Consider the following 23,244-nt stretch of genomic DNA (forward strand, 5'->3'; position numbering starts at 1 on the left):
GGCCGATATGTCGCAAGCCAATCTGTTGCAAGTAAGCGTTTATCGTTACAACCCGGAGCAGGATGCTGCGCCGTTTATGCAGGACTTCCAGGTCGATACCGGCGGTAAGGACATCATGGTCCTGGACGTACTGGCGCTGGTGAAGGAGCAGGACGAGGGTTTTTCCTATCGTCGCTCTTGCCGTGAAGGCGTGTGCGGTTCCGATGGCATGAATATCAATGGCAAGAATGGCCTGGCCTGCATCACGCCGATTTCAGCAGCTGGCCTTAAAGGCGGCAAGCTGGTGATTCGCCCTCTGCCTGGCCTGCCAGTCATTCGTGACTTGGCTGTTGATATGAGCATCTTCTACAAGCAGTACGAGAAGGTGCAGCCGTATTTGCAGAACGATACGCTGGCTCCAGCCATCGAGCGCCTGCAGTCGCCGGAAGAGCGTGAGAAACTGGATGGTCTGTATGAGTGCATTCTGTGCGCCTGCTGCTCCACCAGCTGCCCATCGTTCTGGTGGAACCCTGATAAGTTCCTTGGCCCGGCTGCATTGCTGCAAGCTTATCGTTTCCTGGCAGATAGCCGTGACACTAAGACTGAAGAGCGTCTGGCGTCTCTGGATGATCCGTTTAGCGTGTTCCGCTGCCGCGGCATCATGAACTGCGTGAACGTTTGCCCTAAGGGTCTTAATCCGACCAAGGCAATTGGCCACGTACGCAACATGTTGCTGCAAAGCGGTACTTGATTCACGGCTGTTTGCTAGACCTGTAACACCTGCAGCGCTGGTTTCGATCCGGCGCTGTAGTTTTAGCCAGAACTGCTGCTCACAAAGCGGTGGTTCTAATTTGAAAAAATATGACGACCAGCAGGGGCATCCGGGCTGGTGCCCGGACTATCTGCGGGATCCGTAGTGGCTTACCAGTCGCTGCTTCAGGACTGACAGCCATACGGTTTCTTCGCCGGTGGTGTCCCCTTACCGAGGGTGACCAAGCATGCAAGAAAGCGTGATGCAGCGCATGTGGGACAGTGCCCACCTATCCGGTGGTAACGCTGCCTATGTGGAAGAGCTCTATGAGCTTTACCTGCACGATCCCAACGCTGTGCCAGAAGAGTGGCGCACTTACTTCCAGAAGTTGCCGACTGACGGCAGCGCCGCTACAGACGTATCGCATTCAACGATTCGCGATCATTTCGTCTTGCTTGCTAAAAATCAGCGGCGCGCCCAACCGGTGTCTGCTGGTAGCGTCAGCAGTGAGCACGAGAAGAAGCAAGTCGAAGTGCTGCGCCTGATTCAGGCTTATCGCATGCGTGGCCATCAGGCCGCTCAGCTCGATCCGCTTGGCCTCTGGCAACGTCCTGCGCCGGATGATCTGGTAATCAATCACTATGGTCTGACTGATGCTGACCTAGACACCACATTCCGCACAGGTGGGCTTCACCTTGGTAAGGAAGAAGCCACTCTGCGCGAAATTCACGATGCGTTGCAGCAGACATATTGTCGCACCATCGGTTCTGAGTTCACCCATATCGTCGATTCCGAGCAGCGCACCTGGTTCCAGCAGCGCCTGGAAAGCGTACGCGGCCGTCCGCAATTCTCGGTCGAGGTGCAGAGTCATCTGCTTGAGCGCCTGACTGCAGCTGAGGGACTGGAAAAGTACCTGGGGACTAAATACCCGGGCACCAAACGTTTCGGTCTGGAAGGCGGCGAGAGCCTGATTCCGCTACTCGATGAGTTGATTCAGCGCTCTGGCTCCTATGGCACCAAGGAAGTCGTTATCGGCATGGCCCATCGTGGTCGCCTTAACGTGCTGGTTAACACCTTTGGTAAGAACCCGCGTGATCTGTTCGACGAGTTCGAAGGCAAGAAAACCGCAGGCCTGTCCTCTGGTGATGTGAAATACCATCAGGGCTTCTCTTCCAACGTGATGACCGCTGGCGGCGAAGTGCACCTGGCCATGGCGTTCAACCCGTCGCACCTGGAGATCGTTTCTCCGGTGGTCGAGGGTTCTGTGCGCGCCCGTCAGGATCGTCGTAACGATGCGTCGGGTGAGAAGGTTCTGCCAGTTTCCCTGCACGGTGATGCGGCATTCGCCGGTCAGGGTGTGGTCATGGAAACCTTCCAGATGTCGCAGACCCGTGGCTTCAAGACGGGCGGCACCATCCATATCGTGATCAACAACCAGGTTGGCTTCACCATCAGCAACCCGCTGGACTCGCGCTCCACTGAGTACTGCACCGATGTGGCGAAGATGATTCAAGCGCCGATCCTGCACGTAAACGGTGACGATCCGGAAGCGGTGCTGTTTGTAACCCAACTGGCCGTCGATTACCGCATGCAGTTCAAACGTGACGTGGTGATTGACTTGGTTTGCTACCGTCGCCGCGGCCACAACGAGGCCGACGAGCCGAGTGGTACCCAGCCGATCATGTATCAGCAGATCAGCAAACAGCGCACCACCCGTGAGCTGTATGCCGAGTCGCTGATTGCTGCCGCGCGCCAGTCAACTGATGACGTGCAGGCCAAGATCGATGAGTACCGCACCGCGCTGGATAACGGTCAGCATGTGGTCAAGAGCCTGGTCAAGGAACCGAACAAGGAGCTGTTCGTCGATTGGCGCCCTTATCTGGGTCACGCCTGGACCGCGCGCCATGACACGCGTTTCGAGCTGAAAACCCTGCAGGAACTGTCGAACAAGCTGCTGGAAATTCCAGAAGGCGTGGTTGTCCAGCGTCAGGTGGCGAAGATTCTTGAAGACCGGCAGAAGATGGGTGCCGGTGCGCTGTCAATCAACTGGGGCTACGCCGAAACGATGGCGTACGCGACGCTGTTGTTTGAAGGCCACCCGATCCGCATGACCGGCCAGGACATCGGCCGTGGCACGTTCTCGCACCGCCATGCGGTGCTGCATAACCAGAAAGATGCCACTGCTTATGTGCCGCTGAAGAACCTGTATGAAGGTCAGCCGGCCTTTGACCTGTACGACTCCTTCTTGTCGGAAGAAGCGGTACTGGCGTTTGAATATGGCTACGCTACTACCCAGCCGAATGCGTTGGTGATATGGGAAGCTCAGTTTGGCGACTTCGCCAACGGTGCCCAGGTGGTGTTCGACCAGTTCATTTCCAGCGGTGAGCACAAGTGGGGTCGTCTGTGCGGCCTGACCATGCTGTTGCCACACGGTTATGAAGGGCAGGGGCCTGAACACAGCTCGGCACGTCTGGAACGTTATCTGCAGCTGTGCGCTGAGCACAACATGCAGGTTGCGGTACCAACGACGCCTGCGCAGATCTACCACTTGCTCCGCCGCCAGGTGATCCGCCCGCTGCGCAAGCCATTGGTTGTATTGACGCCGAAGTCGCTGTTGCGCCATAAACTGGCCATCTCGACGCTGGAAGATCTAGCCGAAGGCTCGTTCCAGACGGTAATTCCGGAGATCGATGCAATCGATCCGAAGAAAGTCGAACGTCTTGTACTGTGCAGCGGCAAGGTCTACTACGACTTGCTGGAAAAGCGCCGCAACGAAGGTCGCGAAGACATCGCCATCGTGCGTATCGAGCAGCTTTATCCGTTCCCTGAAGAAGATTTGACCGAGGCTTTGTCGGCGTACAAGCACCTCAAGCACATCGTCTGGTGTCAGGAAGAGCCGATGAACCAGGGCGCTTGGTACTGCAGTCAGCATCACATGCGTCGCGTGGCAACAGCGCACAAGAAAACGCTGCTCCTCGAGTACGCCGGTCGTGAGGCGTCTGCCGCACCTGCCTGTGGTTATGCATCGATGCACGCTGAACAGCAGGAAAAACTCCTGCAAGACGCCTTTACTGTTTAACGCCTTCGCGCAACAGGCGGCCGACTGGGCCGCCTGCTAGAAAAACCGAATTTAAGGAACCACACATAATGGCTATCGAGATCAAAGCCCCTACTTTCCCGGAATCGGTTGCCGACGGCACCGTGGCCACTTGGCACAAGAAGCCGGGCGATGCGGTCAAGCGCGACGAGCTGATCGTCGACATTGAAACCGACAAGGTAGTGATCGAAGTGCTGGCCGAGGCCGACGGCGTCCTCGCACAAATCGTTAAGAATGAAGGCGACACCGTCCTCAGCAATGAAGTCCTCGGCACCCTGGGCGAGGGCGGTGCTGCTGCTCCTGCGCCGGCCGCTGCACAAACTGCTGCACCTGCCGCCGCTGCTTCGACTGCTGCCGCTGGTGATGATCAGATTCTTTCGCCGGCCGCGCGTAAGATCGCCGAAGAAAACGGCATCGACCCGAACAGTATTGCCGGTAGCGGCAAAGGTGGTCGTGTAACCAAGGAAGATGTGGTTGCCGCCGTTGAAGCGAAGAAAAACGCCCCAGCTGCCCCTGCTGCCAAGGCTGCTGCGCCTGCTGCCGCTGCTCCAGTATTTGCTACGGGCGACCGCACAGAGAAGCGCGTACCGATGACTCGCGTGCGTGCCACCGTGGCCCGTCGCCTGGTCGAAGCGCAGTCGAACATGGCCATGCTGACCACCTTCAACGAAGTCGACATGACTGAAGTCATGGCGCTGCGCTCGAAGTACAAGGACCTGTTTGAGAAGTCGCACAATGGCGTGCGCTTGGGCTTTATGTCGTTCTTCGTTAAAGCGGCTACCGAAGCGCTGAAGCGTTTTCCTGCGGTCAACGCCTCGATTGACGGTGCCGACATCGTTTACCACGGTTACGCGGACGTCGGTGTTGCGGTATCCAGCGATCGTGGTCTGGTGGTTCCAGTGCTGCGTAACGCTGAACTGATGAGCCTGGCTGAAATCGAAAATGGCATTGCCACTTTTGGTAAAAAAGCCCGCGACGGCAAATTGTCGATCGACGAAATGACCGGCGGCACGTTCACTATTACTAACGGTGGTACCTTCGGTTCGATGATGTCGACGCCGATCGTCAACCCACCACAAGCTGCGATCTTGGGGATGCATAACATCCTTCAGCGTCCGATGGCCATCAACGGCCAAGTGGTGATTCGCCCGATGATGTACTTGGCGTTGTCTTACGATCACCGCCTGATTGATGGTAAGGAAGCCGTGACCTTCCTGGTGACCATCAAAAACTTGCTGGAAGACCCGGCGCGCTTGCTGCTGGATATCTAAAGCCAGTTTCTCCCACGGCGGCCCTGTACACAGGGCCGTCCGGTTTATTCGAGAAGGAATACGTTATGACCCAGAAATTCGACGTGGTAGTCATCGGTGCCGGCCCTGGCGGTTATGTAGCCGCGATCAAAGCCGCTCAACTCGGTTTGAAAACAGCGTGCATTGAGAAGTACCAAGATAAGGAGGGCAAGACTGCCCTCGGTGGTACTTGCCTGAACGTCGGCTGTATTCCGTCCAAGGCCCTGCTGGACAGCTCCTGGAAATACCACGAAGCACACGAAGGCTTCGCTATTCACGGTATTGAAGCCAAAGGCGTGACTATCGATGTGCCTGCGATGATTGGCCGTAAAGCCAACATCGTGAAAAACCTCACTGGTGGTGTTGCCGGTCTGTTCAAGGCCAACGGCGTGACCCTGCTTGAAGGCCACGGCAAGTTGCTGGCAGGCAAGCAAGTTGAAGTCACCGGATCCGATGGTAAGACGCAGATCGTCGCAGCTGAGCATGTGATCCTGGCCTCCGGCTCCAAGCCGATCGATATTCCGCCAGCGCCGGTTGATCAAGATGTGATCGTCGACTCCACAGGCGCCCTGGAATTCCAGAGCGTGCCGAAGAAGCTTGGCGTGATCGGCGCGGGTGTAATTGGCCTGGAGCTGGGTTCGGTTTGGGCCCGTTTGGGTGCTGAAGTTACCGTCCTGGAAGCCCTGGACAAGTTCCTCCCGGCTGCCGATGAGCAGGTCGCCAAAGAAGCGCTGAAAACCCTCACCAAGCAAGGTTTGAACATCCGCCTGGGCGCGCGCGTCACGGGTTCGGAAGTGAAGAAGAAGCAAGTCACGGTTAACTTCACCGACGCGGAAGGCGAGCAGAAGATCGTTTTCGACAAGCTGATCGTTGCCGTCGGCCGTCGCCCAGTCACCACCGATCTGCTGGCTACCGATAGCGGCGTCGACATGGACGAGCGTGGCTTTATCTTTGTCGATGATCAGTGTTCCACCAGCGTGCCGGGCGTCTACGCCATCGGTGACGTGGTGCGTGGTGCAATGCTGGCTCACAAGGCTTCTGAAGAAGGCATCATGGTTGCCGAGCGCATCGCCGGGCATAAAGCCCAGATGAACTACGACCTGATTCCTTCGGTTATCTACACCCACCCGGAAATCGCATGGGTTGGTAAGACCGAGCAGCAGCTGAAGACTGAAGGCGTTGCCGTTAACGTCGGTACCTTCCCGTTTGCTGCCAGCGGTCGCGCCATGGCGGCTAACGATACCGGCGGTTTCGTCAAGGTGATTGCTGATGCCAACACTGACCGCGTTCTGGGTGTACACGTAATTGGCCCGAGCGCTGCTGAACTGGTACAGCAGGGTGCAATCGGTATGGAGTTCGGCACCAGCGCCGAGGATCTGGGGATGATGGTCTTCTCCCACCCGACGCTGTCCGAGGCGCTGCACGAAGCCGCCTTGGCCGTGCATGGCCAGGCCATCCACATCGCCAACCGCAAGAAGCGTTAAGTCGTTGTTTATTTGAGCGGTTACCTTCGTCGGCGTTGTGTACCGATGAAGGTGGCGGCTCAATAGGAAGAACCACGGCAAACTGCCCGCGCACGGCTTAGGCTGCTGCGCGGAAGGTTTGTCGGATTGCTCCAGAAGCAGTCACAGGTGGTGCGGCATCACAAGTGCAGCACCGTATGCGCAATACCTAAACGAAGACGGTAGACAAGCATGAATCTCCACGAGTATCAGGGTAAGCAGCTGTTCGCTGAATACGGCCTGCCCGTATCCAAGGGCTTCGCGGTAAACACCCCAGAAGAAGCCGCAGAAGCCTGCGATAAAATCGGTGGCACTGAGTGGGTTGTTAAGGCTCAGGTCCATGCCGGCGGTCGCGGTAAAGCGGGCGGCGTGAAGCTGGTCAAGAGCACAGAAGACGCCAAGGCTTTCGCTGCCAACTGGCTTGGCAAGCGTCTGGTGACTTACCAGACTGACGCCAACGGTCAGCCGGTCAACCAGATTCTGGTCGAGTCTTGCACCGATATCGCCAAGGAGCTGTACCTCGGCGCTGTTGTAGATCGTTCGAGCCGCCGCATCGTGTTCATGGCCTCCACCGAAGGTGGTGTGGACATCGAGAAAATCGCTCACGACACTCCTGAGAAGATTCTCAAGGCCACTATCGACCCGCTGGTCGGTGCTCAGCCGTTCCAGGGCCGCGATCTGGCATTCCAGCTGGGTCTGGAAGGTGATCAGATCAAGCAGTTCACTCAGATCTTCGTTGGTCTGGCCAAGCTGTTCCAGGACTATGACCTGGCACTGCTGGAAGTGAACCCGCTGGTGATCAAGGCTGACGGCAACCTGCATTGCCTGGACGCCAAGATCAACATCGACGCCAACGCAATGTACCGTCAGCCGAAGCTGCGCGCCATGCACGATCCGTCCCAGGACGATCCGCGTGAAGCCCATGCTGCCAAGTTCGAACTGAACTACGTTGCGCTGGAAGGTAACATTGGTTGCATGGTCAACGGTGCTGGCCTGGCCATGGGTACCATGGACATCGTCAACCTGCACGGCGGTAAGCCAGCCAACTTCCTCGACGTTGGTGGCGGTGCAACTAAAGAGCGCGTAACCGAAGCGTTCAAGATCATCCTGTCCGACAGCAACGTTGCTGCCGTTCTGGTAAACATCTTCGGCGGTATCGTTCGTTGCGACATGATTGCCGAAGGCATCATCGGCGCGGTGAAAGAAGTCGGCGTTAAGATTCCGGTAGTTGTTCGCCTTGAAGGTAACAACGCCGAGCTGGGCGCTAAAGTCCTGGCAGAAAGTGGCCTGAACATCATCGCGGCAACCAGCCTGACCGACGCTGCTCAGCAAGTCGTCAAAGCTGCGGAGGGCAAGTAATGAGCGTCCTGATTAATAAAGACACCAAAGTTATCTGCCAGGGCTTCACCGGCTCGCAGGGTACTTTCCACTCCGAGCAAGCCATCGCCTACGGCACCAAGATGGTTGGCGGCGTGACTCCAGGTAAAGGCGGCACCACTCACCTGAACCTGCCGGTGTTCAACACCGTGCGTGAAGCGGTTGAGCAGACTGGCGCTACCGCCAGCGTGATCTACGTTCCAGCTCCGTTCTGCAAGGACTCGATCCTTGAAGCGGCCATGGGCGGCATCAAGCTGATCGTGTGTATCACCGAAGGCATCGCGACCATCGACATGCTCGAAGCCAAGGTCAAGTGTGATGAACTGGGCGTGGTCCTGATCGGCCCGAACTGCCCAGGCGTGATCACTCCGGGCGAGTGCAAGATCGGCATCATGCCCGGTCACATCCACTTGCCAGGCAAAGTAGGCATCGTGTCGCGTTCCGGCACCCTGACTTACGAAGCTGTTAAGCAGACCACAGACGCTGGCTTCGGTCAGTCCACCTGTGTTGGTATCGGCGGTGACCCGATTCCAGGCTCCAACTTCATCGACATCCTGAAGCTGTTCCAGGAAGACCCGAAGACCGAAGCGATCGTGATGATCGGTGAGATCGGCGGTTCGGCTGAAGAAGAAGCGGCTGCCTACATCAAGGCTAACGTGACCAAGCCAGTGGTTTCCTACATTGCCGGCGTTACTGCGCCTCCAGGCAAGCGTATGGGCCACGCCGGCGCAATCATCTCCGGCGGCAAGGGTACTGCAGACGAGAAGTTCGCAGCCCTGCAAGACGCTGGTGTGAAAACCGTGCGTTCCCTGGCTGATATCGGTAAGGCCCTGGCCGAGCTGACCGGTTGGGAAGTCAAAAAAGCCTAAGGCTTTTTGACTTAAGAAAAGGCCACCTTCGGGTGGCCTTTTCTATTTCAGTCATACGGGAACTGTCGTTGAGGCGACAGCTTTATTCACCAGTCCGACAGCCCGACATGCGCCAGTGCCGCTGGCTGGACAAATTCGTTAGGCTTGCAACTATTACCACCTGTTCCGTCATAAGCGGTTCAAGGTGCTGCAGTGGCTCCGCTTAACCGGCGGGGTGACGTTTCCCCCGATCCTTCGGGAAACCCTCGGAATTTTAACTTTCTGCCTGTGGTATTCCCTTCTATGACACGTTTGAAAGGCTCGGATGTCCTGGCCCTCGGTTTTATGACGTTTGCGCTGTTCCTCGGCGCCGGCAACATCATCTTTCCTCCCAGTGCCGGTATGGCTGCGGGTGAAAATATCGGCCCGGCAGCGCTGGGTTTCCTGCTCACGGGCGTTGGTCTGCCGTTGCTGACTATTGTTGCGCTGGCCCGCGTTGGCGGTGGTATGGCGCTGCTGACCGCGCCACTGGGCAAGCGTGCCGGCCTACTGTTCGCGGTCGCAGTCTACTTGGCCATTGGTCCGTTGTTTGCTACTCCGCGTACGGCTGTGGTGTCGTTTGAGATGGGCATAGCGCCTTTCAGCGGCAATAGCAGCACGGCGTTGCTGCTCTACACCCTGGCTTATTTCGCAGCAGTGTTGTTCCTGTCCCTGAACCCTGGGCAACTGGTTGATCGGATCGGTAAATACATTACCCCGGTACTGCTCGCCTCACTGCTGGTATTGGGCGGTGCTGCACTGTTGGTACCGGCGGGTGAGATTGGTCAGGTAGCGGCGGATTATCAACGCACGCCATTTGTGCAGGGCTTTCTGCAGGGGTACCTGACCATGGATACCCTTGGTGCCCTGGTGTTCGGAATCGTGATTGCTACCGCAATTCGCGACCATGGCGTGACTGATGGCAAGCTGATTACCCGCTATTCGGTGATAGCCGGTCTTATTGCTGCTGTGGGGTTGTCGTTGGTCTATCTGGCGCTGTTCTACCTGGGCGCGACCAGCCAGGAGATTGCCGGTGAAGCGCAGAATGGCGTGCAGGTGCTCACTGCCTATGTGCAGCACACCTTCGGCACCACGGGCAGTCTGTTGCTGGCAGTGGTGATCACCCTGGCCTGTTTGACCACGGCCGTGGGTCTGTTGACTGCGTGTGGTGAGTTCTTCAGTGGCCTGTTGCCAGTGTCCTACCGCACCGTGGTGATCGCGCTGGGGCTGTTCAGCTTGCTGGTAGCCAATCAGGGACTGACCCAGTTGATCAGTTTCTCGATCCCGGTTCTCGTCGGCTTGTACCCGCTGGCGATCGTGCTGGTAGCGCTGAGCTTGCTGGATGATCTGTGGTGCTCGCCGGCACGGGTGTTCCGCCCGGTTATGGTGGTAACCCTGATTTTCGGCCTGGTTGATGGCATAGCTGCAGCAGGAGGCAAGGCCATGATTCCGCAGTTCTTCAGCGAATTGCCGTTGGCGGATCAGAGCCTCGGTTGGTTACTGCCTGTGCTGCTGACCTTGCTGCTGGCTGTGGTGGTGGATCGCGCACTGGGCGCGCCGCAAGCCGCGGCGAGCTAAGTTCTGCTGTATACCCAAGGCCGCTCATTGAGCGGCCTTTTTGTTGGCCAACTGAAAGCCAGGCCTGTCTATAATCGGCGCAGGTTAACAAGGAGTTTGCATGTCAATCAGTGACTATTACCTACCGCACTTACTCGCCGCTCTCTGGTTTGTAGTGTGCTGGGCCGGTTATACCCGTTATGCCCAGGCCAAGGGCCGCACCACACCCTGTTTGGCCAGCGTGCTGCACTTGTACCGTGAGGACTGGATGCGCCGCATGCTGCTGCGCGACAACCGCATCGCCGATGCCAATGTGATTGGCAATCTGGAGCGTAACGCCTCATTTTTTGCATCCAGCACGCTGATTATTCTCGCCGGCATTCTCACCGTGCTGGGGTCTTCTGATCGCGCAGTATCGTTGCTGGCTGATCTGCCTTTTGTCCAGGCCGCCAGTCGCGGGCTTTCTGAGGTCAAGTTGCTGTGCTTGGGGGTGGTGTTCGTCTATGCCTTCTTCACGTTCAGTTGGTGCATGCGCCAGTACAATTTTGCGGCGACTCTAATTGGCTCTGCACCGATGATTGGCGAGCGACATGTTACCGAGCAGGAGCGCAAAGCCTTTGCCGAACGGACTGCGCGGGTCATCTCGATGGCAGCCAACCAGTTCAACCAGGGCTTGCGCGCCTATTACTTTGGCATGGCGACCTTGGCCTGGTTTATCAATCCATGGTTTTTCATGCTGGTGAGCACAGGAGTGGTATTGATCTTGTATCGCCGCGAGTTTCACTCGGATGTGCTTGAGGTGATGGTCTACACCCAGACCCCATTTGAAGCGGCCAAGGAGAAAAGCGAGTGAGCATCCCGTTCTGGTGTCTGTTTATCAGTGCGCTATTGATTTTCATCGCCAAGGCGCCGCTGGCCAAAGCGATGGCGACAGAGGGTGGCGGTCACTACGACAATCATCATCCGCGTGCCCAGCAAGCGCGCTTGAATGGTTTTGGTGCGCGTGCCCTGGCAGCGCACTTGAACAGTATCGAGGCGTTTCCGCTGTTTGCAGCGGGCGTGTTGGTGGCCTATGTGACTAATAATCACGGCATTCTGGTGGATGTGTTGGCCGTGACTTTTGTAGTAGCGCGGGTGCTGTATCTGTTTTGCTACTGGGCTGACTTGCACTGGCAGCGCAGTGTGGTCTGGGTAGTGGGGCTGTTGTGTAGCCTGCTACTGATGCTCACCCCGGCACTTTAATTACGCCATAAACAAACAGGCCCGCAATATGCGGGCCTGTTTGTTTCAGTTGGAAGGCTTAGTTGCCTTCAACTGCGTCTTTGACTTCTTCGCCAGCGTCGCTGATGGCATCAGCTGCATCGTTGGCGGCATCTTCGATTTTCTCGCCAGTGGTTGGCTCGGTGCCCATTACTTCATCGGCTTTCTGCTCGATGGCATCGCCAGTCTCTTTAACAGCATCACCCATGGATTCGATGGCTTCAGCTGCGGATTCCTTGGCCGACTCCATTTTGTCTTCCGGGGCTTTCTCACACGCGGCCAGGCCAAGCATGGCGGCGAGCAGCAGGGCATAGGTGAATGGCTTTTGCACAGTTAGTACTCCTTGTAATGTAGTAATCGATGCAGGGTTTCCCAAGCATAGCCATTAAACAACAGTTTTTCGCCGAAGTTCCTCCGTGAGATGCCCGCTAGTTCTCACCCGCTGGTTGTGGCCGTGGTGCCGGTCCTTCTGTCTGCAGGTATCATGCTCACCCTTTGTGCAGTTGTCTTGGGTCTGTAGCCATGAGTGATTCCCCTATTATTGAGCGGGCACAGCGTTTTCTATCGGTATTGCGTCATTGCCAGGTACTGGGCATGCGCGTGCACAGTGCTGAGCCGAAAGGCCTGATTCTGCGGTTACCCTACAGTGAGCAGATTGTAGGCAACCCGGAAACCGGAGTGATTCACGGCGGGGCCATCACCACATTAATGGACACCACCTGCGGGATATCGACCGTTTGTGTGCTGCCTGAGTTTGAAATCTGCCCGACCCTGGACCTGCGCATCGATTACATGCGACCGGCCGAGCCAAACAAGGATGTGTTCGGGTTTGCCGAGTGTTATCGAGTGACCGAGAACATCATTTTCACGCGCGGCTATGCCTATCAGGATAATCCCGACGAGCCGATTGCTCATGTGGTGGGGGCCTTTATGCGCATGGGCAAGCCTGCGGATCTGCAACGCACTGCCAAGGGGGTGGCCAATGAGTGCGCTCAACCTTAACCAACTGGTGCGTGAAGCCCATGAGCAGAATAACTACGACTCGCTGATCAGCCTGATTCCCTATGCCAAGTTGCTCGGCATCGAGTGTTTGCGTATGGGTGATGACATGGTCTTTCGCCTACCAGCCAACCAAGACTGCATCGGCAATCCAACCCTGCCGGCGCTGCACGGCGGGGTGATCGCCGGCTTTATGGAGCATTCGGCGATGCTCCATCTGTTGATGTTTATGGGCATTCCACATCTGCCGAAAATCATCGACTTCTCGATAGATTACCTGCGCGCCGGCCATTATCGTGACACCTTCGTGCAGTGCCAGGTGTGGCGGCAGGGGCGCCGGGTGGCCAACGTGGCCATCACCGCCTGGCAAACCAAGCAAGCCGAACCCATTGCCACGGCGCGGGCGCACTTTAAGGTCGACGAGCCCTAGCCGTCAGCCCGGCGTATGACCACTGACTTTAATCAACGCTAAGGACGACTGAATGGATGCGCTGCTGATTCTGGGTGGCTTGCTGCTGATACTCGCCGGGTTGGTCTGGCTGGTGATGCGTGCTTTCGCTACCAGCCTGCTATGGGGCTGGGCCAGTTTTTTGCCGCCATTCACCTTGCTCTATGTGTTGCGTCACTGGCATTCAGCGCGCCCGGCTTTGGTGTTGTCTGGCTTAGGCATTATTCCGTTGGTGGTCGGCCTGACGCTGCTGGCCAGCCATGATGCGCAGCGTCTGGAGGCGATCCTCAGCCTGAAATGGCTCCAACCTGAGGTGCAGGCACCCGCCGAGTTGGCCATCGATCTGCGCGGCGAGCTGAATGGCCGGCCTTTCGCGCCACAGCAGGCGGAGTTGCTTGACGGTGTATTGAGTCTGCGTGAAGGTCAGGATTTCTTCGCCCAGAGCGAGCTGCTGATTCGCCTGCCAAGCGTCGGTCAGGGCCCGGTACGGGTCGATGTGCTGCCCGCAGATCAAGGCGTACTGCCGGAGGTGGAAATCAGCTGGCTGTTGCCGGAGCAGGAATTGCCCGAAGCGCGCCGTTTGAGTCGTGGTTATACCCTGCATTTAGATTTGCAGCCGCTTGCACCGAACAAGCTGGTGGGAGATTTTCATTTGGTTCTCCCCCCGCAATTTAAAACCACCCTGAGCGGCAGGCTTGAGTTGTTCCGCAATGGCCTGCGCTACCAAGGCGATCAGGTGAATCGTCAATTTGACTCGGTCGATACCCTCAACCATGTCATCCAGGATTACTTGGAACGCCGCTTTGCCACTCGTCAGGTGCAGCTGCAGCCGATTGGCAGCCTGAGTTTCCCCCGGCAGAAGATTGACCTGAATGTGCAAGCCCGCATCAATGGTGAGCTGCAGCTGCTACCGGTCGCTCTGCACAAGCTCGATGGCCGTGGCTGGCAGGTGGTGCCTGATAGTTTTGCGCCGCTGGCTAATGCCGTTGTTCCAACCGATGTAGAAAAAACTGCCGCAGTTGTTGCTGTGCTGCCTGAGCGAGCTAGCAGGGCGCTGGACCGTCGTGTGCGCTTTAGTCTCGAAGGCTTGCTGCGCAGCCCGAGCCGCTATCACGACCTTAGCATGCGTGCGGTCACCGAGCGCGGCAATACTGGCGAAGGGCGCTTTCAGGGGGTTGATCAGGATGGGCGGATCATCCTGCGGCAGCGTATGAATGGGCGGGGTGAAGTCAGCTACAGGCTGCTCCCGGAAGAAATCACCCGCATCGAGCTACTCGAGCCCTAAGCCAGCCACAGCCAAGCACTTGAAATCCCACAACATGCCCCCACCTCTATGACATCCGCCGCACTGCGGCTTCGTCAACAAAGTGGAGTAAGAGAGCATGAGTGTGGAAACTCAAAAAGAAACCCTGGGCTTCCAGACAGAGGTGAAGCAGCTGCTGCACCTGATGATCCATTCGCTGTATTCGAATAAGGAAATCTTTCTTCGCGAACTGATTTCCAACGCATCCGACGCCACTGACAAACTTCGCTTCGAAGCACTGGCCAAGCCAGAGCTGCTCGAAGGCGGCGCTGATCTGAAGATCCGCGTTAGCTTCGACAAAGACGCCAAAACCGTCACCCTCGAAGACAACGGCATCGGCATGAACCGTGAAGATGCGATCACCCACCTGGGCACCATCGCTAAGTCCGGCACGGCCGACTTTATGCAGCGTCTGACGGGCGACCAGAAGAAGGACTCGCACCTGATCGGTCAGTTCGGTGTGGGCTTTTATTCGGCCTTTATCGTGGCCGATAAGGTTGATGTGTACAGCCGTCGTGCCGGCACTCCAGCGAGCGAGGGCGTGCACTGGTCGAGCAAAGGCGAGGGCGATTTTGAAATTGCCACCATTGAGAAAGCCGAGCGCGGTACCCGCATCGTGCTGCACCTGAAGGCTGCCGAAGACGAGTTCGCCGATGGCTGGCGCCTGCGCAATATCATCAAGAAATACTCCGACCATATCGCCTTGCCGATCGAGCTGCCGAAAGAGCAAACCGCTGCCGAAGGCGAAGAAGCGCCGGCTCTGGAGTGGGAAACCGTCAACCGTGCCAGCGCGCTGTGGACTCGTCCGCGTACCGAGATCAAGGACGAGGAATATCAGGAGTTCTACAAGCACATCGGGCATGACTTCGAGAACCCGCTGAGCTGGAGCCACAACAAGGTTGAAGGCAAGCTGGAATACACCTCGCTGCTGTACACCCCGGCCCGTGCGCCGTTTGACCTGTATCAGCGAGAAGCGCCACGTGGCTTGAAGCTCTATGTGCAGCGTGTCTTCGTCATGGATCAGGCCGAGTCCTTCCTGCCGCTGTACCTGCGCTTTATCAAAGGTGTGGTTGATTCCAACGACCTGTCGCTGAACGTCTCCCGTGAAATCCTGCAGAAAGACCCGATCATCGACTCGATGAAGTCGGCGCTGACCAAGCGCGTATTGGACATGCTGGAAAAACTGGCGAAGAACCAGCCAGAAGAATACAAGAGCTTCTGGAAGAACTTCGGTCAGGTGCTCAAGGAAGGCCCGGCGGAAGACTTCGCCAACAAGGAAAAAATCGCCGGTTTGCTGCGCTTTGCCTCAACCCGTAGTGAAAACGGTGAGCAGAACGTCGGCCTGGCTGAGTACATCGCGCGCATGAGCGAAGGCCAGGACAAGGTTTACTACCTCACTGGCGAGTCCTACGCACAGGTCAAGAACAGCCCGCACCTGGAAGTGTTCCGCAAGAAAGGCATCGAAGTGCTGCTGCTCACCGATCGTATCGATGAGTGGCTGATGAGCTACCTCACCGACTTTGACAGCAAGCAGTTTGTCGATGTTGCTCGTGGTGATCTGGACCTGGGCAAGCTGGATTCGGAAGAGGACAAGAAGGCTCAGGAAGATGTCGCCAAGAGCAAAGAAGGCCTGGTCGAGCGCCTGAAAACTGCCCTGGGTGAGCAGGTCGCCGAGGTGCGTGTATCGCATCGTTTGACCGATTCGCCGGCGATTTTGGCGATTGGCGAACAGGACCTGGGGCTGCAGATGCGCCAGATTCTCGAAGCCAGCGGGCAGAAGGTGCCGGAATCCAAGCCGATCTTCGAGTTCAATCCAGGCCACCCGCTGATCGAAAAGCTCGATGCTGAAGCAGACGAAGACCGTTTCGCCGACCTCAGTCACATTCTCTTCGACCAGGCCGCATTGGCCGCGGGGGATAACCTGAAAGACCCGGCTGCTTATGTGCAGCGCCTGAATAAGCTGTTGGTTGAACTGTCTGCCTGATCTAGGCAAAGGTAAACGCCTGCTAATGGCAGCAGTACTGCCCGCTTAAGCATTTAAGTCTGGGCAGTGCTGCCGCGAAAATCCGATACCAGCTGTTCTGGTATCGGATTTTTTGTTTCTGCAGCAGTCTTAGCTCGACTGCGGCGAGCATCTAAACGTCTCTGGTCTCAGTGCGTCCGTTGGTGCATGTGGCAGATTAGTGGCTCAGTTTCAGCCCGAGCAGGCCGCAGGCGATCAGGGCAGGCTGGCGATCATCGCGGTTAGGGTTAGCAGGGTAGGGAGAGGGCAGGTAAGGCCGTCGGTGCATTTCAGGCCGGCAGCTCAGTCGACTTCAAACAGGATGGCCAGCAATAAAGTGATCCAAGGCCTTGAGGTCATCATGGTTAATGCTGAGGGTCTGACCCAGGATGATCACTCGCAGAGTGAGTAGGTCAAGCCCCGAGGAGTCGTGGTTTGCTCCTCGGGGTTGTGCCGCTGTGATTAGATACCTTGAGGAATGTCTTCGCCGCCCAGCGCTTCGAACAGTGCCGGCAAAAACTCCACTAAGGTCAGCATCATCAGGGTGAAGCTGGCATCCTGCTGGCCGAGGGCGTCGTCACCACCGTCCTGTTCGGCCTGATCCTGCAGCAGGTCTTCGAAACGCAGGCGTTTGACCACCAGTTTGTCATCCAGCATGAACGACAGCTTTTCCTGCCAGGCCAGGGACAGTTGGGTGACCTGTTTGCCTGAGGTCATATGCAGCTGGATCTCGTCGCTGGTCAGGTCCTGGCGCTTGCAGCGCACCACGCCGCCATCTTCGTGGGTATCACGTAGCTCGCATTCGTCCAGAACAAAGAAATCGTCAGCGGCTTGCTGGGTCTTGACCCAGTCAGTAAGCGTGGCACTCGGGGCAATTTTAACGGTCAGCGGGCGAACCGGTAGCGAGCCGATGGCTTCACGCAGGGTCGACAGCAGATCTTCGGCGCGCTTGGCGCTCGCCGAGTCAACCAGAATCAGGCCCTGCTTGGGGGCGATGGCGGCGAAAGTGGCAGATTTACGAATAAAGGCGCGCGGCAGGAAGGTTTGTACGATTTCATCTTTAAGCTGATCGCGCTCTTTCTTGTAGACCTTGCGCATCTGCTCGGATTCGATCTCGTCGACTTTATCCTTTAATGCGTCGCGCACCACGCTGCCCGGCAGAATGCGTTCTTCCTTGCGGGCGGCGATCAGCAGGAAATCACCACTGACGTGAACCAACGGAGCATCGCCACCTTTACCGAAGGGCGCGATAAAGCCGTAGGTGTTGAGCTCCTGGCTGGCGCATGAGCGGGCTGGTTTGGCTGCCAGAGCAGTCTCCAGCGCCTCGGCATCAAAAGGGATATCTTGGGTGAGGCGATAAACCAGTAGGTTACGAAACCACATAAGGGGGTGAATCTCCTTTAACTGAGCTGCCGGCAGCGGCAGGTATCACAAGTCGTGAGTAGCGGGGGCAGGTTCTGATTCAGCTTGTTCAAGGCCATGTGACCCATTAGATAGCCTGCACGTTTCATTCGGCGTGCATTATTCCCCCGCGCAGTGCTTGAGGCCAAGTCTGCGCTAAGCCTTTGCTGCAACAATAAAAATTTTCAAAACAGTGCTTGCCAAGATACGTATGGCTGTCTAGAATGCGCCCACTTCGAGAGAGAAGGGTGATTAGCTCAGCTGGGAGAGCAGCTGCCTTACAAGCAGCGGGTCGGCGGTTCGATCCCGTCATCACCCACCAATCGCTTTTGAAGTTACGCGCAGCGGTAGTTCAGTCGGTTAGAATACCGGCCTGTCACGCCGGGGGTCGCGGGTTCGAGTCCCGTCCGCTGCGCCATTTTTATCCTCGCTTCATCCCCTCTGTGACACATCGAAATTCCTCGCAACGCCTCGCAAAATCAATTCTCAAAAAACACCTAAACATCTGAACTTATACGCATTTCTTGCCTCCTATCACGGTAGCCAGTGATCGTAGCGGCCTGCTAAGCTCGCGCTTTCACACCATTAGCCCTAGGGCGCACCGGACAAGGAACAAGCATGAAACAGCATCGTTTAGCAGCGGCGGTCGCCCTGGTAGGTTTGGTTCTCGCAGGTTGCGATTCGCAAACCAGCGAAATCGCCCTGGAAACTCCAGCGCAGAAGGCATCCTATGGCATCGGTCTGAACATGGGCAAAAGCCTGGCTCAGGAAGGCATGGATGATCTGGACTCCAATGCTGTTGCTCAAGGCATCGAAGACGCCATTGGCAAGAAAGAACAGCGTCTGAAAGATGAAGAGCTGATCGAGGCCTTTGCCTTCCTGCAGAAGCGTGCGGAAGAGCGCATGGCGATGCTGAATGAAGAGTCGGCCAAGGCTGGTAAGAAGTTCCTTGAAGACAATGCCAAGCGTGATGGCGTGACCACCACCGCTTCCGGTCTGCAGTATGAAGTGGTGAAGAAGGCCGATGGCGCGCAGCCAAAGGCGACAGACGTGGTGACTGTTCACTACGAAGGCAAGCTGACCGATGGCAGCGTGTTCGACAGCTCGGTTGAGCGCGGCAGCCCGATTGACCTGCCGGTTAACGGCGTGATACCAGGTTGGGTTGAAGGCTTGCAGTTGATGCACGTTGGCGAGAAGTACAAATTGTACATCCCAAGTGAGCTGGCTTACGGCGAGCAAAGCCCGACCCCGGCCATTCCAGCCAACTCGGTGCTGGTGTTTGATCTTGAGCTGATCTCGATCAAAGACGCCGCCACTGAAGAGTAACGTTCAGCGCTGTAGACAACGCCCCGCCTCGACGGGGCGTTGTCATTTCTGCTGGCCGTAATATGCACTTTGCGCTTGACTGGCGGGTCTTAAAGGGTGCATTCGGTGATTGTGGTGTTACGGTTATGCACATTTCCCATCGGCGCTGTGACGGGTTAATGTAACTCTCTTGAATAAATCCTTTGCCATTTTTAACGCATTGATTTATATGGGGTTTTGGTCTGTGGGCAAAAAGTGTCCGATCTGTGACGAGGCCGCGTAGGCTGGGCGTTTGCCAGGCTTATCGAGAAACTGTTCACAAGGTTATCCACAGCTTTAGTGGATAACCTTAGTCAGCCCAGCGGGCATGCGGGATTGCCGGGAGACGACGATGAAAGCACCGAAAAATTTCGCCCGTTACCAGTTTTTGGCCAAGCGTTTCCTAAAAGCCGGACGGTTACCGGCTTTGCTGTTATCGGTCGCTCGCAAGCGTGAAAAATTGGGGTATCGCTTTGCCGACTTGGCAGAGCAACTGCAGTTGCTGCAGGCGCTTTGCCTTGCATGGTGGCGCGGTGAGTATCGGGCAATTGACTCGCGGGCATTGTTGGCGGTGGTGGCGGCCTTGCTGTACTTCGTCACGCCGCTGGATGCCATACCTGATTGGCTGTTTGGTATTGGCTTGGTTGACGATCTGGCCGTTCTCGCGTGGGTGCTGCGTACCTGGCAGGCGGAACTTGCGGCGTTTCAGCAGTGGCGAGCGGCTCAGGCTCCAGATGTGCTGCAGGTAGTCGAACGCTTGCCAGAGGCGGACGAGACCCTTGCGGTGATAGAGGGGGCGTTGGACTAAGGCGGATTATTTACCTCCGGTGTCGTTAAGCAGCACTCAACAGGCCCGGATTGTCGAGGCGCTGTCTGGCATCTTCTTCGCTGTAGATCAGTGGGAACCTATGACAGTGCTCGGGTTATCCTTGCGCTGCGGGTTGTTATTACCGATCACGCTCTTTTTTGTATCGGGCTGTTAAGATGGCCGCCTATTCTGGAGTTGCTGAGAGTGATGGAATTACTCTGCATGGAGATTTACAGATGAATGTGCAAGTAATCGAGCGCGATGGCACGCCTGAGTATGCGGTGTTGCCCTGGGCGCAGTATCAAGCGTTGCTGCAAGCGGCAGGGCATGCCCCTGAGGTTGCCCCTGTTGAGGTAGATGCCAGCAAGCCAGCCTTGAGCCAACTCACGGCGCTGCGCGAGGCCAAGGGCTTGAGCGTCGAGCAACTGGCGCGCACTGTGGGCATCAGTCCACATTACCTGGGCATGATCGAGAGTGGTGAGCGCCTGCCTGACGCGGCCATTCAGCGCGCACTGGCCTGGCATTTGGGTGTTGCTGGTTGGGAGTCGCAGTCTTGAGTGTAAGCATCAGTCGGCAGCACTGGCAGGCCTTGCTTGCTGAACTAGAGAGTGCCCAGCGGCAGCGCCACGTTGTCACCTATCGGGCGATGATCGAGCGCTTGGCTTTGCCAAGCCCGGCCATGCAAACGTTAGCCGCTGCGCTGGAGCATCTTGCGGCGCTGGATGCTCGTGCTGAGCGTCCACTGCGCAGTGCGTTGGTTATCAGCCAGGGAGCCAGCCGCTTGCCACGTACTGGTTTTTTCGAGTGCGTAAGCCGCTTAGGGCGCTTTAGCGGTGCCTCTGATGGCGTTGCGGCTGCGTCTTGGCATGCCGCTGAAGTGGCGCGGGTATTTGAGTTCAGCTACTCGGAAGAGGCCTGATGTTCGGCGCGCTGCGTGCGCGTCTCGGCTATTTGCTGGCGCGCCGCTTATTCCACTGGACGTGGTTGGTCAAACAGCCGCGGGCCTGGCGCTGGCTGGAAGGGCAATTTGCACGCATGGCCAACCTAGGCGATACCCAGGCACAAAGCTTTTATGGGCACATTCTGCTGTTTCGCGGGCAGGGGCTGGGGGCGCGTAACGAAGGTCGGCGTTTGCTCGGTTTAGCGGCCAAGGCCGGCGATGCCAAGGCGGCCTATCAGCTCGGGGTCTTGAGTCTGGCAGGTGATACTCAGCACGCTGCGGATGCCCAGCAAAGCACCGAATGGTGGACCATGGCGGCGCAAGCAGGGCACCCGGCAGCCGCGTATCGCCTGGCTGAGTTGTACCGCAGCGGTGCCGAGGGCGTTAGCGCCGATGAAGCCCAGGCCGAGTATTTCACTGAGCTGTCGAAGCGCCTAAGCGGTCTATAAGCCCAGCCATGCTCGACAGCTATGCCGCCGTTTCAGCCTGAGTGTCGATGATATGCACGCTATAACCGGGCACCGCCTTAGCGTGACGCTTGGCCTCTGAGGCCATTGCTGCCAGCTGACTGGCATCCAGGTGTGCGCATTGCTCGGGATGCACATGCACCACCCCCAATGACAATGACAGCAGGGCGTATTCCTGGCGTTTACCGCTGCGGTCATGGGCGACAAAGCAGCCCGCATACAAGTCTTCTTCCCGGTAGAAACGACGGCACTGGCTCTGGAAATCTTCCAGCAGGCGGTTGAGTCGCGCGCGCCAATCCTGCGAGCCGAGCACCAGCAGAAAGTCATCGCCGCCGATATGGCCAACAAAGTCCCGCGTCGGATCGACCCGGTCATTCAGGCACTGCGCCAGGCTGAGCAGCACTTCATCGCCTTTGGCATAGCCGTAGATATCGTTGAAGGGCTTGAAGTTGTCGATATCCACATAACACACCACGGTTTCGCGTGCTTGCTGCAGTAAGCGGGTGAGGCACTGCTGGATAGGCACATTGCCTGGTAGCAGGGTCAGTGGGTTGGCGTAGCGGGCCTGCTGAATTTTCAGTTCGGTAATCTGCTTGAGTACATCGATCACTCGACCCAGACCGCTATAGCTCCCGTTCTCGGTGATGATGAAGTCTTCTTCGATTCGCTGGCGGGCGCGGCTGGTAAGCAGGCGGCTGACCTGCTGCAGGGACTGGCTGGACTCCACCGCCAAGTAGTCATCACTCATCAGGCGGCTAATCGGTTTGCGTGCGTACAGCTCGTTGGCAAAGGGTTTGAGCAAGGCTTCGGCCAGTGAGTGGCGGTGCACGATGCCGACGGGTTGCCGGGCTTCGCTGAGCACGGCCAGCGAGTTGAGGTTGGCCTGGGCGCGAAACATTTCCAGCACATCACTGGTGGGCGTACTCAAGGGCACGGCGGGTTGCGGGTTGAGCAGGGCACGCAGATCACTGACCTCCTCGTTGAGGGGGCTGCTGATATGGGTGTTGGGCAGTAGGTTAGCGGCATCATGCGGCGGCTGCTCCTGCGGGCGGCCGAGCAGGTAGCCTTGTAGCAGATCAACGCCCATTTCGGCTAACACCGCGAGCTCCTCGGGCAGTTCGATACCTTCGGCGATCACTTGGGCGCGGGAGGCTTTGGCCATTTTCAGGATCGAGCCGACAAACTCGCGCTTGACCGCATCCTGATGGATGCCATCGATAAAGTGTCGGTCGATTTTCACGTAATCCGGGCGCAGTTCAGACCACAGGCGCAGGCTTGAGTAACCTGCGCCGAGATCATCCAGAGCAATCGAAAAGCCCATGGCGCGGTAGTGGTGCAGGGCCGTGTCGAGCAAGGTGAAGTCGTCTGTGGGCGATTGCTCGGTCAATTCAATGACCACCTGGCTCGGCGGAATGCCCAGGGTTTGCAGCAGTTGCAGGGTGCGCCCAGGTTGATGCTTGGGCTCCAGCAATGAGTCTGGCGAGACGTTGAGAAATAGCTTGCCTTCAAGTTTCAGCTGACTGAAACGCTGGCAGGCACTCTTGCGGCACAACAGCTCCAACTCACTCAGGCGGCCGGCGCTGCGGGCCACGGCGAACAGGTTGATGGGCGAGTGCAGGGCGCTATTGGACGGCCCGCGACTGAGGGCTTCATAGCCAAGGATGCGCCGCTCAGAGAGTGAGAAGATAGGCTGGAACAGGCTGTGCAGGTCGCCGTTGGCGAGGATGGTGTCCAGCGCGCGGAACTGCTCGGTGACGATCATGGCGGCTCTCTGTGGCATAAAAACGGGGACTGGTATGGCTACCAGTCCCCGCATTTCACGACAGTTTGATG

The 23,244-nt window shown here is 57.4% G+C and carries 21 protein-coding genes, 2 tRNA genes and 1 pseudogene; 20 read left to right on the top strand and 4 right to left on the bottom strand.

Going from position 1 to position 23,244, the window contains the following annotated elements; translation table 11 throughout:
* Positions 1–22 precede the first annotated feature (22 nt).
* From Q0V31_RS14870 to Q0V31_RS14910, 9 genes are all read left to right on the top strand, one after another.
* Positions 23–730, top strand: a complete 708-nt coding sequence (locus tag Q0V31_RS14870) for a succinate dehydrogenase iron-sulfur subunit (protein WP_298191089.1) — start codon at positions 23–25, stop codon at positions 728–730.
* A gap of 247 nt (positions 731–977) precedes the next feature.
* Complete coding sequence (locus tag Q0V31_RS14875; RefSeq protein WP_298188713.1) at positions 978–3,809, top strand: 2-oxoglutarate dehydrogenase E1 component; 2,832 nt, start codon at positions 978–980, stop codon at positions 3,807–3,809.
* Between the two features lie 68 nt (positions 3,810–3,877).
* Positions 3,878–5,098 (top strand): 2-oxoglutarate dehydrogenase complex dihydrolipoyllysine-residue succinyltransferase, encoded by a 1,221-nt coding sequence (odhB, locus tag Q0V31_RS14880; protein WP_298188715.1) that lies wholly within the window; start codon positions 3,878–3,880, stop codon positions 5,096–5,098.
* Positions 5,099–5,163: 65 nt separating this feature from the next.
* A complete protein-coding gene (lpdA, locus tag Q0V31_RS14885) occupies positions 5,164–6,600 on the top strand; it encodes a dihydrolipoyl dehydrogenase (protein ID WP_298188717.1) in 1,437 nt (478 codons plus the stop codon).
* A 210-nt stretch (positions 6,601–6,810) separates the two neighbouring features.
* Entirely contained in the window at positions 6,811–7,977 is a 1,167-nt protein-coding gene (gene sucC / locus Q0V31_RS14890) for an ADP-forming succinate--CoA ligase subunit beta (RefSeq protein ID WP_298188719.1), read from the top strand.
* Entirely contained in the window at positions 7,977–8,864 is an 888-nt protein-coding gene (gene sucD, locus Q0V31_RS14895; protein WP_136664820.1) for a succinate--CoA ligase subunit alpha, read from the top strand. Before sucC ends, sucD begins: the two co-directional genes overlap by 1 nt.
* Positions 8,865–9,146: 282 nt before the next feature.
* The gene (brnQ, locus tag Q0V31_RS14900; RefSeq protein WP_298188729.1) at positions 9,147–10,460 is read left to right on the top strand and encodes a branched-chain amino acid transport system II carrier protein; all 1,314 of its coding nucleotides are present in this window, start codon (positions 9,147–9,149) and stop codon (positions 10,458–10,460) included.
* Between the two features lie 100 nt (positions 10,461–10,560).
* Entirely contained in the window at positions 10,561–11,292 is a 732-nt protein-coding gene (locus Q0V31_RS14905) for a DUF599 family protein (RefSeq protein WP_298188745.1), read from the top strand.
* Entirely contained in the window at positions 11,289–11,681 is a 393-nt protein-coding gene (locus Q0V31_RS14910; RefSeq protein ID WP_298188747.1) for an MAPEG family protein, read from the top strand. The genes Q0V31_RS14905 and Q0V31_RS14910 overlap by 4 nt, the downstream gene beginning before the upstream one ends.
* A gap of 58 nt (positions 11,682–11,739) precedes the next feature.
* Here Q0V31_RS14910 and Q0V31_RS14915 read toward each other — a convergent pair whose 3' ends face one another.
* Positions 11,740–12,030: a hypothetical protein gene (locus Q0V31_RS14915; protein WP_298188749.1), complete on the bottom strand. Its 291-nt coding sequence runs from the start codon at positions 12,028–12,030 to the stop codon at positions 11,740–11,742.
* Between the two features lie 191 nt (positions 12,031–12,221).
* Here Q0V31_RS14915 and Q0V31_RS14920 point away from each other — a divergent pair, with 191 nt between their 5' ends.
* The 4 genes from Q0V31_RS14920 (at position 12,222) to htpG (ending at position 16,433) form a co-directional block, all read left to right on the top strand.
* On the top strand, positions 12,222–12,701 hold the full coding sequence (locus tag Q0V31_RS14920) for a PaaI family thioesterase (protein ID WP_298188751.1): 480 nt from the start codon (positions 12,222–12,224) through the stop codon (positions 12,699–12,701).
* Complete coding sequence (locus Q0V31_RS14925) at positions 12,682–13,128, top strand: PaaI family thioesterase (RefSeq protein ID WP_298188753.1); 447 nt, start codon at positions 12,682–12,684, stop codon at positions 13,126–13,128. Before Q0V31_RS14920 ends, Q0V31_RS14925 begins: the two co-directional genes overlap by 20 nt.
* Before the next feature lie 52 nt (positions 13,129–13,180).
* Positions 13,181–14,431: an MFS transporter gene (locus tag Q0V31_RS14930; RefSeq protein WP_298188755.1), complete on the top strand. Its 1,251-nt coding sequence runs from the start codon at positions 13,181–13,183 to the stop codon at positions 14,429–14,431.
* Between the two features lie 97 nt (positions 14,432–14,528).
* Positions 14,529–16,433, top strand: coding sequence for a molecular chaperone HtpG (gene htpG, locus Q0V31_RS14935; RefSeq protein WP_298188757.1), 1,905 nt, complete (start codon positions 14,529–14,531; stop codon positions 16,431–16,433).
* Between the two features lie 240 nt (positions 16,434–16,673).
* Here htpG and Q0V31_RS14940 read toward each other — a convergent pair.
* Both Q0V31_RS14940 and rdgC read right to left on the bottom strand, forming a co-directional pair.
* Positions 16,674–16,811, bottom strand: a pseudogene (locus Q0V31_RS14940) (SMR family transporter); the annotation flags it as partial.
* A gap of 102 nt (positions 16,812–16,913) precedes the next feature.
* Positions 16,914–17,834, bottom strand: a complete 921-nt coding sequence (rdgC, locus tag Q0V31_RS14945; RefSeq protein WP_298188759.1) for a recombination-associated protein RdgC — start codon at positions 17,832–17,834, stop codon at positions 16,914–16,916.
* A 264-nt stretch (positions 17,835–18,098) separates the two neighbouring features.
* Here rdgC and Q0V31_RS14950 point away from each other — a divergent pair.
* From Q0V31_RS14950 to Q0V31_RS14980, 7 genes are all read left to right on the top strand, one after another.
* Positions 18,099–18,174: transfer RNA gene (locus Q0V31_RS14950), tRNA-Val, on the top strand.
* 19 nt (positions 18,175–18,193) lie between these two features.
* Positions 18,194–18,270, top strand: a tRNA-Asp gene (locus Q0V31_RS14955).
* 200 nt (positions 18,271–18,470) lie between these two features.
* Positions 18,471–19,178: an FKBP-type peptidyl-prolyl cis-trans isomerase gene (locus Q0V31_RS14960; protein WP_298188762.1), complete on the top strand. Its 708-nt coding sequence runs from the start codon at positions 18,471–18,473 to the stop codon at positions 19,176–19,178.
* Between the two features lie 370 nt (positions 19,179–19,548).
* Complete coding sequence (locus Q0V31_RS14965) at positions 19,549–20,004, top strand: YkvA family protein (protein ID WP_298188764.1); 456 nt, start codon at positions 19,549–19,551, stop codon at positions 20,002–20,004.
* A gap of 236 nt (positions 20,005–20,240) precedes the next feature.
* The gene (locus Q0V31_RS14970) at positions 20,241–20,561 is read left to right on the top strand and encodes a helix-turn-helix transcriptional regulator (RefSeq protein WP_298188765.1); all 321 of its coding nucleotides are present in this window, start codon (positions 20,241–20,243) and stop codon (positions 20,559–20,561) included.
* A complete protein-coding gene (locus tag Q0V31_RS14975; protein ID WP_298188767.1) occupies positions 20,558–20,923 on the top strand; it encodes a hypothetical protein in 366 nt (121 codons plus the stop codon). The genes Q0V31_RS14970 and Q0V31_RS14975 overlap by 4 nt, the downstream gene beginning before the upstream one ends.
* Entirely contained in the window at positions 20,923–21,393 is a 471-nt protein-coding gene (locus Q0V31_RS14980) for a sel1 repeat family protein (RefSeq protein ID WP_298188769.1), read from the top strand. The genes Q0V31_RS14975 and Q0V31_RS14980 overlap by 1 nt, the downstream gene beginning before the upstream one ends.
* 19 nt (positions 21,394–21,412) lie before the next feature.
* On the opposite strand, the gene Q0V31_RS14985 is transcribed toward Q0V31_RS14980, so the two are convergent.
* Complete coding sequence (locus Q0V31_RS14985; protein ID WP_298188771.1) at positions 21,413–23,173, bottom strand: bifunctional diguanylate cyclase/phosphodiesterase; 1,761 nt, start codon at positions 23,171–23,173, stop codon at positions 21,413–21,415.
* Positions 23,174–23,244 lie beyond the last annotated feature (71 nt).

Origin of the sequence: uncultured Pseudomonas sp., from assembly GCF_943846705.1 — a bacterium.
In the GTDB taxonomy this organism is placed as follows: domain Bacteria; phylum Pseudomonadota; class Gammaproteobacteria; order Pseudomonadales; family Pseudomonadaceae; genus Aquipseudomonas.

Bases quoted from the DNA above. Each gene is read 5' to 3' on its own strand.
- Q0V31_RS14875 (WP_298188713.1), top strand. From the start codon at position 978: ATGCAAGAAAGCGTGATGCAGCGCATGTGGGACAGTGCCCACCTATCC.
- Q0V31_RS14980 (WP_298188769.1), top strand. From the start codon at position 20,923: ATGTTCGGCGCGCTGCGTGCGCGTCTCGGCTATTTGCTGGCGCGCCGC.
- Q0V31_RS14925 (WP_298188753.1), top strand. From the start codon at position 12,682: ATGAGTGCGCTCAACCTTAACCAACTGGTGCGTGAAGCCCATGAGCAG.
- htpG (WP_298188757.1), top strand. From the start codon at position 14,529: ATGAGTGTGGAAACTCAAAAAGAAACCCTGGGCTTCCAGACAGAGGTG.
- rdgC (WP_298188759.1), bottom strand. From the start codon at position 17,834: ATGTGGTTTCGTAACCTACTGGTTTATCGCCTCACCCAAGATATCCCT.
- Q0V31_RS14960 (WP_298188762.1), top strand. From the start codon at position 18,471: ATGAAACAGCATCGTTTAGCAGCGGCGGTCGCCCTGGTAGGTTTGGTT.
- lpdA (WP_298188717.1), top strand. From the start codon at position 5,164: ATGACCCAGAAATTCGACGTGGTAGTCATCGGTGCCGGCCCTGGCGGT.
- sucC (WP_298188719.1), top strand. From the start codon at position 6,811: ATGAATCTCCACGAGTATCAGGGTAAGCAGCTGTTCGCTGAATACGGC.
- Q0V31_RS14985 (WP_298188771.1), bottom strand. From the start codon at position 23,173: ATGATCGTCACCGAGCAGTTCCGCGCGCTGGACACCATCCTCGCCAAC.
- odhB (WP_298188715.1), top strand. From the start codon at position 3,878: ATGGCTATCGAGATCAAAGCCCCTACTTTCCCGGAATCGGTTGCCGAC.
- Q0V31_RS14920 (WP_298188751.1), top strand. From the start codon at position 12,222: ATGAGTGATTCCCCTATTATTGAGCGGGCACAGCGTTTTCTATCGGTA.
- Q0V31_RS14970 (WP_298188765.1), top strand. From the start codon at position 20,241: ATGAATGTGCAAGTAATCGAGCGCGATGGCACGCCTGAGTATGCGGTG.
- Q0V31_RS14905 (WP_298188745.1), top strand. From the start codon at position 10,561: ATGTCAATCAGTGACTATTACCTACCGCACTTACTCGCCGCTCTCTGG.
- Q0V31_RS14930 (WP_298188755.1), top strand. From the start codon at position 13,181: ATGGATGCGCTGCTGATTCTGGGTGGCTTGCTGCTGATACTCGCCGGG.
- sucD (WP_136664820.1), top strand. From the start codon at position 7,977: ATGAGCGTCCTGATTAATAAAGACACCAAAGTTATCTGCCAGGGCTTC.
- Q0V31_RS14965 (WP_298188764.1), top strand. From the start codon at position 19,549: ATGAAAGCACCGAAAAATTTCGCCCGTTACCAGTTTTTGGCCAAGCGT.
- brnQ (WP_298188729.1), top strand. From the start codon at position 9,147: ATGACACGTTTGAAAGGCTCGGATGTCCTGGCCCTCGGTTTTATGACG.